This is a genomic window from Photobacterium sp. Alg240-V54 (assembly GCF_900537155.1).
In the GTDB taxonomy this organism is placed as follows: Bacteria; Pseudomonadota; Gammaproteobacteria; order Enterobacterales; family Vibrionaceae; genus Photobacterium.
Genome location: NZ_UNRL01000001.1, coordinates 563,884 through 580,664 on the forward strand (window position 1 = coordinate 563,884; position 16,781 = coordinate 580,664).

At 36.1% G+C, this 16,781-nt stretch carries 15 protein-coding genes; 8 read left to right on the forward strand and 7 right to left on the reverse strand.

The genetic code is table 11. The annotated features are described in order from the left end of the window. Positions 1-98 precede the first annotated feature (98 nt). The gene (locus G6R09_RS02370) at positions 99-1,163 is read left to right on the forward strand and encodes a low specificity L-threonine aldolase (protein WP_163920314.1); all 1,065 of its coding nucleotides are present in this window, start codon (positions 99-101) and stop codon (positions 1,161-1,163) included. Positions 1,164-1,229: 66 nt separating this feature from the next. Here G6R09_RS02370 and dtpA read toward each other — a convergent pair whose 3' ends face one another. Continuing rightward, the gene (gene dtpA, locus G6R09_RS02375) at positions 1,230-2,684 is read right to left on the reverse strand and encodes a dipeptide/tripeptide permease DtpA (protein WP_163920316.1); all 1,455 of its coding nucleotides are present in this window, start codon (positions 2,682-2,684) and stop codon (positions 1,230-1,232) included. 537 nt (positions 2,685-3,221) lie between these two features. Here dtpA and cfa point away from each other — a divergent pair. From cfa to G6R09_RS02390, 3 genes are all read left to right on the forward strand, one after another. Beyond that, positions 3,222-4,367: a cyclopropane fatty acyl phospholipid synthase gene (gene cfa / locus G6R09_RS02380; RefSeq protein ID WP_065167478.1), complete on the forward strand. Its 1,146-nt coding sequence runs from the start codon at positions 3,222-3,224 to the stop codon at positions 4,365-4,367. A gap of 85 nt (positions 4,368-4,452) precedes the next feature. After that, entirely contained in the window at positions 4,453-5,409 is a 957-nt protein-coding gene (locus tag G6R09_RS02385) for a patatin family protein (protein ID WP_163920317.1), read from the forward strand. Between the two features lie 171 nt (positions 5,410-5,580). After that, positions 5,581-6,852 carry a hypothetical protein gene (locus tag G6R09_RS02390; protein WP_163920319.1) on the forward strand — a complete coding sequence of 424 codons (1,272 nt, stop codon included), beginning with the start codon at positions 5,581-5,583 and terminating at the stop codon, positions 6,850-6,852. An 85-nt stretch (positions 6,853-6,937) separates the two neighbouring features. Here the strand turns inward: G6R09_RS02390 and yciH are convergent, their stop codons facing one another. Beyond that, the gene (gene yciH, locus G6R09_RS02395; protein WP_065167475.1) at positions 6,938-7,261 is read right to left on the reverse strand and encodes a stress response translation initiation inhibitor YciH; all 324 of its coding nucleotides are present in this window, start codon (positions 7,259-7,261) and stop codon (positions 6,938-6,940) included. 121 nt (positions 7,262-7,382) lie between these two features. Between yciH and G6R09_RS02400 the strand changes: the two genes are divergently transcribed. Then, on the forward strand, positions 7,383-7,988 hold the full coding sequence (locus tag G6R09_RS02400; RefSeq protein WP_163920321.1) for an HAD family phosphatase: 606 nt from the start codon (positions 7,383-7,385) through the stop codon (positions 7,986-7,988). A gap of 96 nt (positions 7,989-8,084) precedes the next feature. After that, positions 8,085-8,609 (forward strand): RimK/LysX family protein, encoded by a 525-nt coding sequence (locus G6R09_RS02405; protein WP_163920323.1) that lies wholly within the window; start codon positions 8,085-8,087, stop codon positions 8,607-8,609. A gap of 49 nt (positions 8,610-8,658) precedes the next feature. Here the strand turns inward: G6R09_RS02405 and G6R09_RS02410 are convergent, their stop codons facing one another. After that, on the reverse strand, positions 8,659-9,009 hold the full coding sequence (locus G6R09_RS02410) for a DUF3319 domain-containing protein (RefSeq protein WP_065167472.1): 351 nt from the start codon (positions 9,007-9,009) through the stop codon (positions 8,659-8,661). Between the two features lie 175 nt (positions 9,010-9,184). On the opposite strand from G6R09_RS02410, the gene G6R09_RS02415 reads away from it, so the two are divergent. Beyond that, on the forward strand, positions 9,185-10,150 hold the full coding sequence (locus tag G6R09_RS02415) for a tyrosine-type recombinase/integrase (protein WP_163920325.1): 966 nt from the start codon (positions 9,185-9,187) through the stop codon (positions 10,148-10,150). A 61-nt stretch (positions 10,151-10,211) separates the two neighbouring features. Here the strand turns inward: G6R09_RS02415 and G6R09_RS02420 are convergent, their stop codons facing one another. Both G6R09_RS02420 and G6R09_RS02425 read right to left on the reverse strand, forming a co-directional pair. Further along, positions 10,212-11,210 carry a D-alanine--D-alanine ligase gene (locus G6R09_RS02420; RefSeq protein ID WP_163920327.1) on the reverse strand — a complete coding sequence of 333 codons (999 nt, stop codon included), beginning with the start codon at positions 11,208-11,210 and terminating at the stop codon, positions 10,212-10,214. Positions 11,211-11,433: 223 nt separating this feature from the next. Next, the gene (locus G6R09_RS02425) at positions 11,434-12,315 is read right to left on the reverse strand and encodes an SPOR domain-containing protein (protein ID WP_163920329.1); all 882 of its coding nucleotides are present in this window, start codon (positions 12,313-12,315) and stop codon (positions 11,434-11,436) included. 232 nt (positions 12,316-12,547) lie between these two features. Here G6R09_RS02425 and G6R09_RS02430 point away from each other — a divergent pair, with 232 nt between their 5' ends. Beyond that, positions 12,548-13,057 carry a DUF2301 domain-containing membrane protein gene (locus tag G6R09_RS02430; RefSeq protein ID WP_065167468.1) on the forward strand — a complete coding sequence of 170 codons (510 nt, stop codon included), beginning with the start codon at positions 12,548-12,550 and terminating at the stop codon, positions 13,055-13,057. A 37-nt stretch (positions 13,058-13,094) separates the two neighbouring features. On the opposite strand, the gene G6R09_RS02435 is transcribed toward G6R09_RS02430, so the two are convergent. Then, the gene (locus G6R09_RS02435; protein WP_163920330.1) at positions 13,095-14,792 is read right to left on the reverse strand and encodes a GGDEF domain-containing protein; all 1,698 of its coding nucleotides are present in this window, start codon (positions 14,790-14,792) and stop codon (positions 13,095-13,097) included. Positions 14,793-14,966: 174 nt separating this feature from the next. After that, positions 14,967-16,673: a GGDEF domain-containing protein gene (locus G6R09_RS02440; RefSeq protein ID WP_163920332.1), complete on the reverse strand. Its 1,707-nt coding sequence runs from the start codon at positions 16,671-16,673 to the stop codon at positions 14,967-14,969. Positions 16,674-16,781: the final 108 nt, after the last annotated feature.

Sequence of the window (16,781 nt, forward strand, 5' to 3'; positions counted from 1 at the left end):
TCGCGATAAATTTATACTTTCCGTTACAATAAAAACGCTTATCTTCGCCATGAAATTGAGTATATTGATAGCTCAATCGATACAGAGACTGCATAACAATGACAAACTCATCTTTAGCGACACCTAAGAAAACCATTGGCTTAACCAGTGACAATATTGCTGGTGTTTCACCACAAATATTGCAGCATTTAATTGAATTTAGCGCTGGTGATGCAACGCCTTACGGTAATGATGAGTTATCGTTACAGCTTGATCGTAAAATGAGCGAGTTATTTGAAACAGATGTTGCGGTGGTTTTAGTACCAACAGGTACGGCGGCCAATAGTTTGTGTTTAGCTGCAATGTCTCCTTCTTGGGGCGCGGTGCTATGTCATCCAAACAGTCATATTAATAACGATGAATGTGGAGCACCGGAGTTTTTCAGTAATGGCGTTAAGCTACTGACTATCGACGGTGATGATTGTAAGATCGATCCTATCAAACTTAGCCAACGCGCTTCGTTAAAAATTGGCGATGTTCATACCGTTCAACCCGCAGTTGTTAGTGTAACTCAAGCAACTGAAACCGGCAGCGTTTATACTCTTGATGAACTTCGCGCAATTGGTGATGTGTGTAAAAGCCATAATTTAAAATACCATATGGATGGCGCACGCTTTGCTAATGCTATCGATGCGTTAGGCTGTACCCCTGCAGAAATGACCTGGAAAGCGGGTGTAGATGCCCTTTCTTTTGGTGCGACTAAGAACGGTGCTTTTGGTGTTGAAGTGATTGTTCTATTTGATACTAGCTTAAAAAATGAAATTGAATATCGTCGTAAACGTGCTGGGCATTTAATGTCTAAAATGCGTTTTCTATCAACACAAATAGATGCCTACATTACCGATAATTTATGGCTAACGAATGCTCAACATGCTAATGCAATGGCAACCAAACTGCGTGACGGTATTAGCGCGATTGAAGGTGTAGAGCTATTGCATCCTTCTAAAACAAATATTGTCTTTTGTAAAATGTCACCAGTAACAATTGCAACCTTGCATGAACATGGGTTTGAGTTTTTAGCTAATCGCTGGGGCGACGGTGTTGCACGTTTAGTGACTAACTTTGCGACCAAAGCTGAAGATATTGATGCCTTTATTACTGTATTAGCAGCGAGCGATAAGTAAGTAAGTAAAAGAGTAACGGCAATCATATGACTGATTGCCGTTATTAACCATTGGCTGTTGATTGTTTTATTCTTTGTCTTGAATAATCCGGGTTAATTTAGGCGCGATAATCAATGTAAAAAAAGCAATCGCAGCGGTTACATACCCTATTTCACCAAATACTTCGGCATATAAAACAAGGGTTTGATTAGAATCGATAACGCCTTTCGGTGCGGCAGTTAAACTAGCAATCCATCCAGCTAGAATTGCGGCGGTTGCAGACGTTAAAAACCACATTCCCATCGCAAAACCCATCATTCGCTGTGGTACCAACTGCGCTATCATCGCCAGCCCTAAACCTGAAACTAATAACTCACCCACTGACTGTAATAAATAACTCGCCACTAACCAATTTGAGTTGATGATCCCTTGCGTATTAGCAAAGCTCGTTGAGTACTTTAAGATCAAAAACGCGAGGCTACATAGCACCATCCCAAAGGCAAACTTAAATGGCATTGCAAATCGTTCACCGAGTTTATTATAAAGAATGGCTAATAATGGACTGGCAACCATGATCCAAAATGGATTTAACGCCTGAAATTGCTCTGGTTCAACTTTAAAACCAAATAAATCGTGACTGACATTATGAATAGCAAAGAAGTTAAGCGAAGTTGGCATTTGGAAATATAAGGCAAAGAACACCACCCCTTGCAACATTAATACAAAGGCAACCAACATCTTTGCCCTTTCAAGCCCTGTCGATTTAAACGCCTCTTTGAAATAAACAAACACAATGATAATGCCAACAACGACCAGAATAGCGTGTGCATAAAACAGATGTTGTAATAACACCGCACTTAGGAAGCTCAATAGAATTGTTATAACCACAACTGCCGCATAGTAAAGTTTATTCACTGGCACCATATCAGGTTTAGAACCAATGTTTTTAACAATTCTACCCATTACCATAAAGTTAACCATTGTAATGAGTAAGCCTATTGCACTAACACCAAATGCCATCCCATAGCCCATCTTCTCTGCTATCCAAGGGCTTAATAACATTGAAAAAAATGAGCCAAGGTTGATCGCCATATAATACATGGTAAAGGCACCATCGAGGCGAGGATCATTTTCTTCGTAAACTTTGGCCAACAAACTTGAAGGGTTAGCTTTAAATAAGCCATTACCCATGGTGATAAATCCCATTGCTATATAAAGCAGTTCTTTACCCCCAAACTCTCCCGCCGCTGAGATCCCTAATAACGAATAACCAATTGTTAGAATAAATGCGCCAAGCGTAATGGTGCGTTTCGTACCTAGTATTTTATCGCCAACCCAACCACCAATTGCCACTGAACCAAAAATCAATGCTGAAAAAGCGCCAAACAATGTGAACGACTCTGATTCAGACATTCCAAGAATGCTAACAAGGTACACCGTAAGAATGGCTTGCATACCATAGAAGCCAAACCGCTCCCAAAACTCTATCGAGAATATGAGATAAAACGGTTTAGGTTGCTTAAATACATTTACATCGGACATACAGTCTTCCTTAATCAGGCGCAATTGCTTTAATAGTAGACGCGATCTTTCAATATCGACTAATGAGACTTATTCAAAAACTTAATGCAATCTCATGTAAACCAATTCCCTTTCTGTAAATTCTATGTGCGAATGCCATGCAGTTGAGATAGCTACTTTTTACTAAAATATGCGCATTTTCAGGGTACACCTTCAAAAATGTCCGTTTTGAAGTGTTTTTTGTCAAATAATCTAAATTAAGCTAACTGATGTAGCGATATAGTACTTACCAAGAAAAGGAAGTAATTAAATAAACATTTAAGAGGTTATTTACATAATGAAGCATGTAATTTAACGCCATCATTAAGTATAACTAAATAAGTAATTAAGAAGAATAAAATATATTTAACAGACTAAATTTATTACTATTCAAAAATAGTGAAAAGCATGATTGATATATTACTTTTATATACCACATCTAATTGTTGTATTTCATTATTAATTTAGTAGGTATAAATTTTATTCTGCTAGTTCTCCAGATAAATAATCGAGTATATTATGCCTAAAAATAAAGAATTATTTCGTGACCTATTAAAGCAAGCTGATATTGAAATTAATGGTACCCGTCCATGGGATATTACTGTTAATGATGACAAACTTTTTGATAATATTTTATTAGATGGCACTATCGCTTTTGGCGAAGGTTATATGGATCGTTTATGGGATTGTGAACGTATTGATATTCTAATTAGTAAATTACTTCGTAGTAATATAGAAGATAAACTATCTGGGATTGATAAAGTTAAGTTTGCAGCTAATTATGGTGTAACTAAACTAAAAAGCTTAATTAACCCACAAGCAGTAAACCGTGTTAAGGAAGATGTGCCTTTCCACTACGATATCGGTAACGATTTATTTGTAAATATGCTCGATGAACGCATGGCATATACCTGTGCATATTGGAAAGATGCAAAAACACTAGATCAAGCCCAAGAACATAAAATGGATCTAATTTGCCGTAAGTTAGATTTACAACCAGGTATGCGTTTACTTGATATCGGTTGTGGTTGGGCAAGTTTCATGAACTACGCAGCGGCTAAATATGGTGTGATTTGTGATGGTTTAACCTTATCAAAAGAACAAATGGCGCTAGGCCAAGAGATTGCAGATAAGAAGAAATTACCCGTTAAAATTATTTTGCAAGACTACCGTGAGTTTACGCCAGAACAACCTTATGATCGTGTTGTTTCTATTGGTATGATTGAGCATGTTGGTCCTTCAAATTATGATGAATATTTCAAATGTGCTAACAGCTTTTTAGCCGATGAAGGTATCTTCCTATTACACACTATTGGTAGCCCAACTTCTAAAGATGGCACCGATCCGTGGATCAATAAATATATTTTCCCTAACGGTGTTATTCCATCACTTGCACAATTAAGTGGTTCAGTTGAAAATCAATTTAATATTGAAGATGTGCACAATTTTGGTCCAGATTACGATTTAACACTAATGGCATGGTGTGAAAGATTTGAAAAGAACTGGTTCAAAATTTATAAAAATTACGATGCAACGTTCTACAGAATGTGGCGTTTCTATTTATTAAGCTGTGCAGGTGCATTCCGCTGTCGTGATATTAGTTTATGGCAAATAGCGCTAACTAAAATTGGGGCAGATCTTCCAGCTAATGCTCGTGCTGCTTAATTTATCGCTGGTATATTTTAGTCATGAATATGCCAGCGATTTTTTCCTCACATTATATTAAACATGTGAGTTGGAGATAAATATTATGAGAGGTCAACATATCTCTTATTGTAAGCATAATATTGAGCCATTATATTTCAAAAAAAACAACATAAAAGATATTGCGCTTGTTACTGAAGGTGGTGGACAGCGAGGAATATTTACAGCGGGTGTTTTAGATGCATTTCTTGAGAAAGCGTTTAATCCTTTTTCATTATTAATTGGTACATCAGCAGGCTCTCTAAATATTGCATCTTATATTTGTCAACAACCAAAGCATGCTTATCGTGTTATTACTGAAATAACAACAACTCGTGAGTTTTTTAGTTATTCTAAATTATTTACTGCTCGCGGTGGTATGAATCTCGATTGGTTGATAGAACAAACCCAAACTAAATTAAAATTAGATTGGCACACAGGTCGCAAGAATATGATCAACCGTACGGTGTTAGCAACAGCATCAGGCTTAGATCATAATCAGGCCGGATTTTTTGACCTCAATGCCAACGATTGGGATCAAAAATTAAAGGCATCGTGTGCTATTCCACTCTTAAACCGTCAGCCGATTTATTCCGATGAACACTATTGGGTTGATGGTGGCTTACATGCACCAATTCCAGCGAAAGAAGCATATGATCGCGGTTATAAAAACATTGTTGTCATTCGTACCAATCCAGTCGGATTGAATGCAAACCACCAATGGTTAAAAACTCTCAAGCGTGGATTAACACATACCAAAGCAGCGGCTTTCATTGATATGCTGTTGTTACATGAGCAAAAATACAATGAGAGTGAAGACTTCATCAATAACCCACCTGATGATGTCAATATTTATGAGATTTACCCACACAAGGCTTTAGAGTCAAAATTAATTGGCAGCGATATCAATGCACTTAACCATGATTATTATTTGGGGCATCAAATGGGGTTGTATTTTCTAAAAACCATGAACAGCTACTGTCAATGTACCTCATGTAGTGAAAAAGAATCAGCGGCCATTTAATTTATCTCTTCACTATAAACATAAGAATAGGCTATCTGTTGTTATCATTACGTCATAACGACTAAGTTGTTATGGCTTGATAAACTTATAGCCTATTCTCATAGATGAAAAACGATACTATTTGAGATAGCTATAATTTGACTACACTAGTTAAGCTGCCTGAGTCAAATAATGAAAATAAACTCTCTCATGATTGTAATGTCCTCAGCGTTATTTTTAGGGTGTGGTGGTGATAGCGCCGATGATAACAACGAAATAGCTGATGATATTACCTCTGAACAACCTCAATTAGAACCAATCCCAGAATCTCAACCCGACCTTAAATTGAAAGTCAATGATATCTCAAATGGTTACTATGAATCACTTTATGATGCTGGTGGTAATAAACTCAATATAGATAAAGATCAAGTATTACTAATGCAAAAGGCGTTTATGGAGGAATTAAAGCCAAATTTGAGTAATGAACAACAAAAAGAGTTTATGGAAATAGAATCCGATTTTGCACAGATAAAGCAATCTTCTGATATTGAAAAAGTGCTGTTCAATAATGTTTTGATTGATGCCATGATTAGCAGTACTAAGCCGCAACAACAAGATAAGTACTTTCCCGCTTTCCGTTTATTTCGCCATCATACCCATCGTTTATTCCCGCTAACTCGTATAACAGATTATCAGTGGCTGCTTGATTTACTTTCTCAACGTTCACTACTAAGCCATTTAATTTTGATCCCTCCACAAGAAACTGACGATTACATTGAAACATGTCGTGAAAATGATGTACCTATTCCGCCAGCTTGGGGATCTGATCTATGGGTTCATCAAGGTACCGCCACGACCGATTTTTTAGACAGCGATAGAACAGAGGTTTACGCCTATAAAAGCTCCACGGTGCCAGGTGCTTGTATGGCATTACCGCGCTGGGTCGTCAATGACACCACAGGCGACGAATTTATCCAATTTCTTGGCATTATTTGTCAAAGCCAAACAACGGGTAAAGCTTGTTTTTGGGATAATATAGATAACGAAACTGGCACCAGAATAACCGGCGGCAATGATTTAGCCTTTAATATTACTGATATTCAAAATGGTAACACACTTGCAGAAGACTGTACTGGCTGCCATAGAGGTAAAAATGTTTTCTTAATTCATCCCGGTACCGCTATTGATATCTCTGCCGATCACGATATTGATCCCAATGTGCGCTATCAGCCAATTTCTTCTCAAGGATGGACAAACCCTCCAGCTTATGCAGAACGAGGGGATGGTGCTTGTGCTGGGTGCCATGAAATTGGTGAACTATCATTCAATTATTGCAATGTGCTATTGAGAAATGCGGCTAACCAAACGATGCCAAGTAGTGCAGAACCAGCAAATTGGGTTGGTGATGAAACCTTTTATGGTACACATATTCAAGCGATGATAGACGATCGTTGTTCTGAATAAACATAAAAATCAGGCAGTAACATTGACGTTACTGCCTGATTATACCGTTCTATGATAATGAAGCGCTAAGGCTCTATTTTATCAATCAACCGCCAGCTAATTTAACGGTGTGGCCTTTCTTTTCAAGATGCGTTTTAATGACATCACGCTTGTCACCTTGAATTTCAATTTTTCCATCTTTAACAGAACCACCACAGCCACAAACTTTTTTTAACTCAGCAGCAATCAGTTTCAATTGAGTATCTTCAACATCAAGACCAGAAACAATACAAACACCCTTGCCTTTGCGTCCTTTTGTTTCGCGTTGAATACGAACAATACCATCACCTTTTGGGCGTGTTGGTTGTACTTTTTCTTCTTTAATTCGACCGGTTTCGGTTGAGAAAACTAAACGATTATTATCACTCATTGTGCAATCTATCTCACTTGGTTGCTTGATTATGTGAATAGCATTAAAAGTTAACACATCAATCTTGCGAAATACTCATGAAGCAATACTATCAATAAATGGTACTCAAACGGAACATCTTATGATTCGTAATGTGATTTTTGATTTTGGTGCAGTCCTATTTGAGTGGAATCCACTTCAAATTGTGAATAGTTTTACAGCATCGCAAATTGAGCGCGATATCTTACTGCGTGATGTCCTACAGCATTCTGATTGGCTATCGCTTGATCGTGGCACGATGCTTATTGCTGAAGTGATCCCTAAGTTTTCAGCGCGTACGCAAATTCCGCCGCAGCGCATGGAAGATTTTATTATTCATATTCAACATAGCCTCACAAAAATAAACCAAACTGAAATATTGTTTCAAAAACTTACTCAGCAGCCATATTCTCTCTATTATCTAACCAATATGTGTAGCGCTTTTTTTGATACACTTTATGAGAAACATGATTTCATTTCATTTTTTGATGGCGGATTAGTTTCAGGCAAAGAATTAGTCATGAAGCCAGAACAAGAAATATTTGTACGACTGTGTGATCGCTATCAGCTAGACCCCCAAGAAAGCCTCTTTATTGATGACAACGACGAAAATATTAAAATTGCCACTGAGCTGGGCTTTAATACTGTCCAATTTAGCCAAACACCAACCTGTTTTCAGCAAATAGAAAAACGCCTTCTTCTACATTAAATGATGGTTATTGAATAATTTTACATAAAATTGAACATAGTTATCATGACTCAGTCTATTATCTATATTGAAGAGCTAATAATATCAGGAGTTTATGTGAAAAAAGTTTTTATTTCTGCCATGTTCGTTGCAGCAGCAACAGTATCAACCATGACCTACGCTGCCAACGAGTGTAATGGTAAATACATTGTTGGGCCGATTGAAACCATTCATGTTAAAGATCTTGATATGAATTTCAAAGCACGCATCGATACCGGTGCAAATACAACATCAATCAATGCTTATGATTTACACGTTATTGACGGCAATAATAATCCTGCTGACGATAAAGAAAGCTGGCATCAAAATTTAGGTAAAATGATCAGCTTTAAAACGGCTAATGCTCGAGGACAGGAAGAAACACATACTGGAAAAATAATTAAAATCAGTAAAATACGCAATGCTCAAGGTGTTGAACGTCGTTATGCTGTCGTTATGGACTTGATTTGGAATGGTAAGAGTCACGCAATCCCAGTTAACTTACGTGATCGTAAAAAACTAGAATATAAATTATTGATTGGACGTAATTGGCTTGATGGTAAATATCTGGTTGATGTTTCAAAAAGTGATGACGATGATTAATCACTAAATAATGAATTTAAACAGTGCCTACCCTAAATAGGCACTTTTTTTAAACCGGTAATATTTTATCTAAATACTTTTTAATTGAAACAATATCACCTTTCAGTAATTGACCGCGAACAATTGCGTACCACTCATTGGCTTTACCATTATCGTTTTTTAAAACAATGCCACGATAATTCTCAGCACTCGCTGTCGTTAATGCGTTTGATTTGCTTTGATGTGAAGCAAACCGTTCTGGCGGCATAAACGCCTTAGTATCACACCACCAATTAACACTCTTTTTTACATTTGCCAGCATGCCTTGAACAACTTGTCCATTAATGACTGCTTTCCAATCAGAGGTTAACCCAGTGCTATTTTCAATAATATAACCACGATGAAAAAGGCGTTTTTTCATTGTCTATTACCTATCTGATTAAAGTGTTACATTCGTTAATAATCATAATGTTAAACTAGTTACATAGTAATAATACTTGCGTGTCTATGCTAGCTTTTTATGATTATTCTTTCGTTTTTCAGTGATCGTTGTTATTATTAAAACATTATAAAGTTATAGTGCATTAGGTGTTATTGTGGCAAAGAAAATTGCAGTTATTGAAGACGACCAAATCCGTAGTGCTAGTATTAGTGATTTTTCCAATGTCGCTGAGTCAATTACTATTTGGCAACGCTTAACTCATCAGCAATATGCTAAAAATACGCTGGTTGCATTTAAGAACGATTGGAATAACTTTTTAGTCTTTTGTGCGCAGCATAATGCATTACCATTACCCGCATCTGCGGAAATTGTTCACCGTTATATTGAAAAAATGGCCCAAACCCGCAAATTGGCTAGCCTTAAACGTTACATTGTCACTATTAGCTTGGTTCATCGCTGTCATGCTCTGCCTAATCCATGTTTAAGTAATGAAATAAAACTTGCGATGCACAAACAACGTCTTGATAAGCATGATGATTATACTAATGCTCATGGCTTTCGTGATAATCACTTACATGATCTTCTTGAATCATTTATGCGCTCAACTAAAGCTAAAGATGTACGCGATATGGCAATTTGGGCGATGACCTTTGAAGGAATGTTAAAACGCTCAGAAGTCACCGCATTAACTATTAATGATATTGATATTGCACAAGATGGTCTTATCACCCTGTGTATTAACGATAATTTAGTCGGACTCAGTGAGGTAGCGTCTAGTGCAGTTAATCGATGGCTAACATTATCAATGATTGATAGTGGATTCGTGTTTCGTCGTATAGATAGACACAATAATATTGGCGACAACCCTCTCGATCATTCTTCTATTTATCGTATTTTTAGGCGTGCCAGCCAAGAGTTAGAACTTCCCGCTGATGTCATATTCTCAGGTCAATCACCACGAGTCGGTGCCAGTCAAGATTTAGCCGATGCTGGGCTGTCTATTCATCAAATTCAACATCAAGGTCGATGGCGCAGCCCTGCTATGCCAGCCCAATATATTGGTCAACGAGCTAAACGAGATAACACTCTAAAGAAATTTGCCGATAAAAATAATAAATAAAACAGCAGCAACAAAAAAGCCAACCGCTATGGTTGGCTTAATTATCATTGGCTTATGTGATTTACTTGACTGCGTTTTTAATCGCTAATTCAATAAAATCCGTAAAGCTATGGCCGTAGTTCTCTAGCATTTTAGGGAACATTGAAATCGGTGTCATTCCCGGGAATGTATTGATTTCATTTAGCAAAATTTCATCATCTTCGCTTAAGAAGAAATCAATGCGAGACAAATCTTTAAGTTTCATTTGCTCAAACGCTTTACGCGCATAATCCTGAATGGCTTCGATTTGCTCTGGTGTTAGATTGTTTGCTTCAACTTGCGTGGTTGATAAGCTATCAGTGCTATATTTTTCTTCATAGCTATAAAACTTATCATCTGGACATGACACTTCACCGGGCTTAGTGATAATTAACTGATCACCAAATTGATACGCCGCAACCTCAAGCTCACGTGGCTTAATGGTCTTTTCAATTAAGACTTGGTTTGAATACCCAAACGCATTATTAACCGCAACGCGTAGTTGCTCGGTGTCCGCTACACTGTAACAACCGACAGATGAGCCCTGACATGCCGCTTTAACAAACACCTTACCCCATTTAATCAATGCGGCTTGAGCTTGTTGGTGAGCATCTTCTGTATTCTCACTCAAAAACACATAAGGAGTATTAGGAATATTTAACGCATCAAACCATAACTTAGTGGTAATTTTATTAAAGCAATTTGTACTCGCTTCAGCACCACAGCCTAAATAAGGCAAACCTGCTAGATCAAACAGTGATTGCAAGTCTCCTGTTTCGCCGGGAAATCCATGCACACAAGGGATCACGTAATCAATTGTGATGCGTTGCCCACCGGCAACAGAGAGTGTTTTATCCAAATTCAATTCGCAAGGATGTTGGTTTGAATCTAACCAGCCCTCATTTTTTGTCATTTCTACACGTGTATAGCTAACGCCATCAATCGCTTTTAATTGCTGTTCAATAAAGTTTGCAGACACTAGAGAAACTTCATGCTCAGCGCTACCGCCACCGCATAATAATAAAACGTGGATAGAACTCATTATCGTTCCTTAATTATACCAAACACAATACAATGCAGATCACAAAGACCTTGGAGACTACCAAGGCCAATAAAAGCAAGGCATTCACTGTTGATTATAGTAATCAAAAAAGCCAGTTGAATGTAGCCTCAACCTCATCATATCGTGAATTATTTTTAAATCACACCAAGTTTATGCTGCAAATGGTGATAAAAGCACCGTTTATATACTGTTAAACACTGAATTACTGTAACTGTTTCAGTTGTGGTGAACCTGTATGTTCAATATCGTAAAAGTTACGCACAAATGCACCATTGTTTTGTACCGCTTGAGGTAATGCTATTAAAGCAGCTTTGGCTTGATCATAGTCAGCATAATGACCAAGTAATAATGTATAAACTTGGCTGCCAGTTAACATTTTCTTATTAACCCATGCTGGCTGCTGACTTTCTAATAAAGATAACAATGCTACTAACGAAGGTTCATCTCTTGAGGTTGTAATTTGAATGCTATAACCATGCATATCAACGGTTTTGTAACCATCTTCATTGGTTTGAGGTGCTTCTTCGACTACTGTAGTTTCTGGTGTCGCTTCTGATACAGGCTCAGTCATTGCTGCGGTTGGTTCGACAGCGGCTGGTTCTGAAGGTGTAGCTGCTGGTGCTACTTCAGCGTTATCAGTGCTATCTGTGACAATAGCTGCCTCATTGTTTGCTGCGGTTGCTTCAACTGCTGGTTCGACAGCGGTTGCTGACGTAACTTCCGCGTTATCAATGCTTGTTGCTGGATTTGACTGTGCGGCATCTGTGACAATAGCTGCTTCATTGTTTACTGCGGTTGGTTCAACTGCTGGTTCAACAGCGACGGCTTCTGGCTCTAAGGCTGCTGCTGGTGCTGGTGCTTCAATTTGCTGTTCGCTAACAGCGATCGAATCAATAGATTGATAAAGTGGATCGGTTTTAACCGAAGCATCTAATTCAGCCACTACTTTTGGCTCTGAAAAATTATCCGTCATTTTTGTGGTATTAATGGTATCCATCGGTGTTTGCAGTGGTGTTTTAGGCGGCATTAATTGAGCACAGCCGACTAAACTAGACAGCAGACTCAATGCTATAATTTTTTTCATTTCATTCCCTCTTATTCGCAACCGAATATTGATGCACTAATCATAAAAACAATTAAATGACAGATAGTTATCAATAGTCTGCCGTAGCTTTTGATTACGATCAAACTGTTCATAACGATAGAACAATCGAAAACGATTTATGTTACCTTGATCACAATAAATAGTGTTTTGCTAACAGTAATATGACGGGCATTCTTTATTATGTTTTTTCATCACTAACCTAGGAGTTTCAATGGCTGATCCACACATTAAATGCGAACTTGATTTACTCGATAAACTGACTGTTATTCTTTATCGTTCTGCATTTACTCTTGCTGCTATTATTATGGCTGTTATTGGCACAGAAACCGATGCCGCCACTCCATTTCTCATTATGTTGGCTTTACTAGCGTCAACAACAGTACATATTTATGACAAGCGCTTTCGCTGGTTAATCCAAGGGGCTGGATTATTTGCTGCTATTTGGTTTATGGCTGGATTATGGCAACCATTGGCATTAGGCGCTGCATTATTTGTCTTTAGCGCACTTTCAATTAAAGAATATTTTTGCTTTAAAGTTAAAATTCTTCTACTAACACCAATCGCATTGGCTGGATTTTGGTTCTGCTTAGTCTTTGCTGTCGCGAATGTCGCAATTGGGTGTGCGATGGTAGGAGCGGCACTGCTGGCATTTGCAGCTTATAGCAAATGGCGTATGCCACTACATTTTGATATCGGTGATAAGAGCCGCTACCAAGTATAACCGCCCTATTCCATTTTCATCCACCAGCTACAAAAGGTTAAATGATCTCTTGTAGTTGGTTTTTGCGTCCATATTTTTGTTGATACATTTCTTGATCGGCTTTATCGAGCGCAATCGTAATATTATCTTCGATACTGACAATGCCATAAGAAAAACTTAAATTCAGATCTTGCGCCCAAAAATACGCCTCGATATTGGCGCGAATGGTTTCAATCCGCTGCTTAACAACTCGAATTGACACGCTATCAAGTAATACTACAAACTCATCACCGCCAAAACGGACCATAGCATCGCTATCTCGCAACATAGTTTTGATATTTTTTGCAAAATCCCGTAAAACGTCATCGCCTCGATTATGGCCATGGGCATCATTGATAAGCTTAAAGCCATCTAAATCCATAAAAACCAAGGTTTGATAAGCACGTGCATAGGTCGATTCAAGATAACTCTTTTGAAAACAGCCGGTCAGATTATCAACGGTGATATTGTCATTTTGTTCATAAACACTACAAATTACAAACGCTTGATTAAAGTGGATAATTTTCTGTCGATAAGTGTGAAAATATTGCTTACCACTATCTGTATTAACTGTCTCATTTGAAACAATAAAACAAGTATCACTATTTAAAAGCTCTTTATCTAAATCAAGACAAGTACGATAATCAGGAAAGCGTTCCAGCGTCTGTTCTACACTATAATCGACAAGATCGACACCTAAATAATTAATATGATTTTCATTATTATAAATTGCATTACCGTCGCAATCACGAATGATCACTAATGCATTACAGGTGCTCATTAATGACGAAACGAGTAGAAAATGAGAACTTGTTTTACGTTCAAGTAATTCATTATAATTTTTATTAATTCTACGTTGCTCACTATAAACATCAAAAAAGTTAGGACTTATACCTATAATATTATAACGATCTATTTTAATTATATTTTTTATCGCTTTTTTTATCGCTTTAGGATTAGGCGCTCGATTCATTTCATAAATAGCTTGATCAAGAAAATTGCATAACGAACTATTCTCTTTTTTCTTAATCGTTATTATATTCTTGGTTGGCTTTATTTGTTCAATATTAAGCGGCTTTGAAAAATAGAATCCTTGATAAGTCATACAACCAAATTGTTTAAGTAAATTTAATTGTTCAAAGGTTTCTACGCCTTCAACAATAACATTTTTACCAAGAACTTTGGCAATCTTTTCATATGTTGTCTTTACTAATGAATAAGAAATATAACTCTGATCTATATTCTTAATGATTTTCCTATCTAACTTAACATAATCAATATCAAGCTGAAGAAATAATTCACTATTAGCATAACCTTTTCCATAATCATCAAGTGCTAATTGCACACCTTTAGATTTCAATTGCTTAATCGATGCCTGAATACCCTCAACATTATTTGTTACGTCATGCCGAGTAAGCTCTAAAATAATATTTCCTTCATATTCAAATATTGAAAGACAAGCTTTTAAAAATTGTTCATCAAGTAAGCTAGAAATAGATATATTAATCGCTAACTTTATTTTTTCTGAGTGTATTAATTTAGAGCGTTGTTTAATAACATACTCAATGATAGACAAATCAAATTTAGCATGGTCATCTATATTGTTTTCCACATAATATTCAGTGTCAGATTCATTTGTTCTTAATAAGGCCTCATAACACGATATTTCACCATTAAAATATCGAGGTTGAAATTGGAAATAGCAATTAGATAGCATCCGGTCATTCTTTTTAGTATTTTTTAAAAGAATAATCTAAAAAATCACGAACCCCAAATGGTATTTATTATTAATTAATAACTTATTCTCATTGGGAATTACAATACTTTTATTGGTATAAAACTCATTTATCAATTAAATAAATCTAAGCGCTGAATTTATTTTTTTATAAAATCAAGCAAGTTTTACTATATCCAATTTTCTTTTCCTAAATGACTTCTCTTGGTACATTCTATTGTCTGCTTGCTTTAATGCAGCCTCAACACCATTTTGTAAAGAGGCTACGCCATAAGAAAAACTTAACTTCATCTCTTTTTGAGTAAAGTAATCTTCAATATCTGTTCTTAATTGCACAATTCGCTGTTGAACTGTTGTCATAACGTGACTATTCAATAAGATAATAAATTCATCCCCACCAAAACGCACCATAACATCAGAGTCTCGCAACATACTTTTCAAGGTTTGCGCAAAGTCTCGTAAGGTTTCATCACCAACACAATGACCTAAATTATCATTAATCGCCTTAAATCCATCTAAATCTATAAAAACCAAAATCTTATGCTGTTTCATATAGCTAGAAGATAGATAATTCTTTTGATAACAATTTGTTAGTTCATCTATCACAATAGTATCGATTGCCTCATATACTGAGCAAACAACAAAGTTTTGACCAAAATGAGACACTTTCTGCCTATAGACATGAACTAACTCCATGCCATTTTTTGTTTTCATTACCTCATCTGACATCATAAAACACGAGTCACTTTGCAACAGTTCACTCTCTACATGTAAAGTCGTACGGTAGTCAGTAACTTGCTCGCACACTTGATCAATTGGCATATCAACTAAATCTACCCCCATAAATCGAATAAAATGATCATTATTAAAAATAACATTACCATCAACATCACGAATAACGACTGCACCATCACAGCCACACACTAACGAAGCCGCTAGCATATAATGTGAATGTTTTTTATTTTTGATTATTTCGCGGTAATTTTTATTTATTCGATGTCGTTCAGAGTACAAATCAAATGTATTAGAGGTTAAACCAATAATATTATATTTATCGATACGCTTAATGTTATCGATAGCTTGTTTTACATTTTTAGGTTCTTGAGAGCGATTTAAATCAAATATAGCCTGATCTAGCTGCAATGAAAATTGAATACGTTCATTTTTTTCTCTATATTTAATCAGTCCTGTTTTTTCTATCTCACTGATATTAATCGGCATTGAAAAATAAAAGCCTTGATAAAACATATCACCAAACTCTTTAACTAAGTTAAATTGTTCAAATGTTTCTATACCTTCAATAATCACCACTTTGTCTAAAACATTAACGATATGGTCATATTTTGATTTTAAAATTGAATAACTAATATAATTACGCTCAATATTTCTAATCAAACGTCTATCTAACTTTATATAATCGACATCGAGGTATAAAAAAATATCTGTATTTAAATATCCTTTACCATAATCATCTAAAGCAAAATTTACACCTTGCTCTTTAAGCAATAATATAGATTTTTGTATACCGTCAAAATCATCTGTTTGATCATGATTTGTCAATTCTAAAGTAATATTTTTTTCATGTTCAAAAATATTTAAACATTTACGAATAAAGACATCATCAAGCAAACTCGCTATTGATATATTTAATGATATCGATACATCATCACAAATGTGTAAAGATTTTCTATCTTGAAGTACTTTACCAATAATATTTAAGTCAAAAGCAGCAGAATGCTCTATTGAATATACAAATTTTTCAACATTAAAATCATTAATATCACTTCTTAATAATGCTTCATAAGAAGAGACTTCACCATCGTAGTACCTTGGCTGATACATAAAGTATAAATCATTGGTCATTTTTATCTTTCACCTAAAAATATTCACATAATAATCGATAGTAATACACATGTGATTAACATTATCAATACCAAAATAAAATAATACTCTTCAAATCATGATTGTATT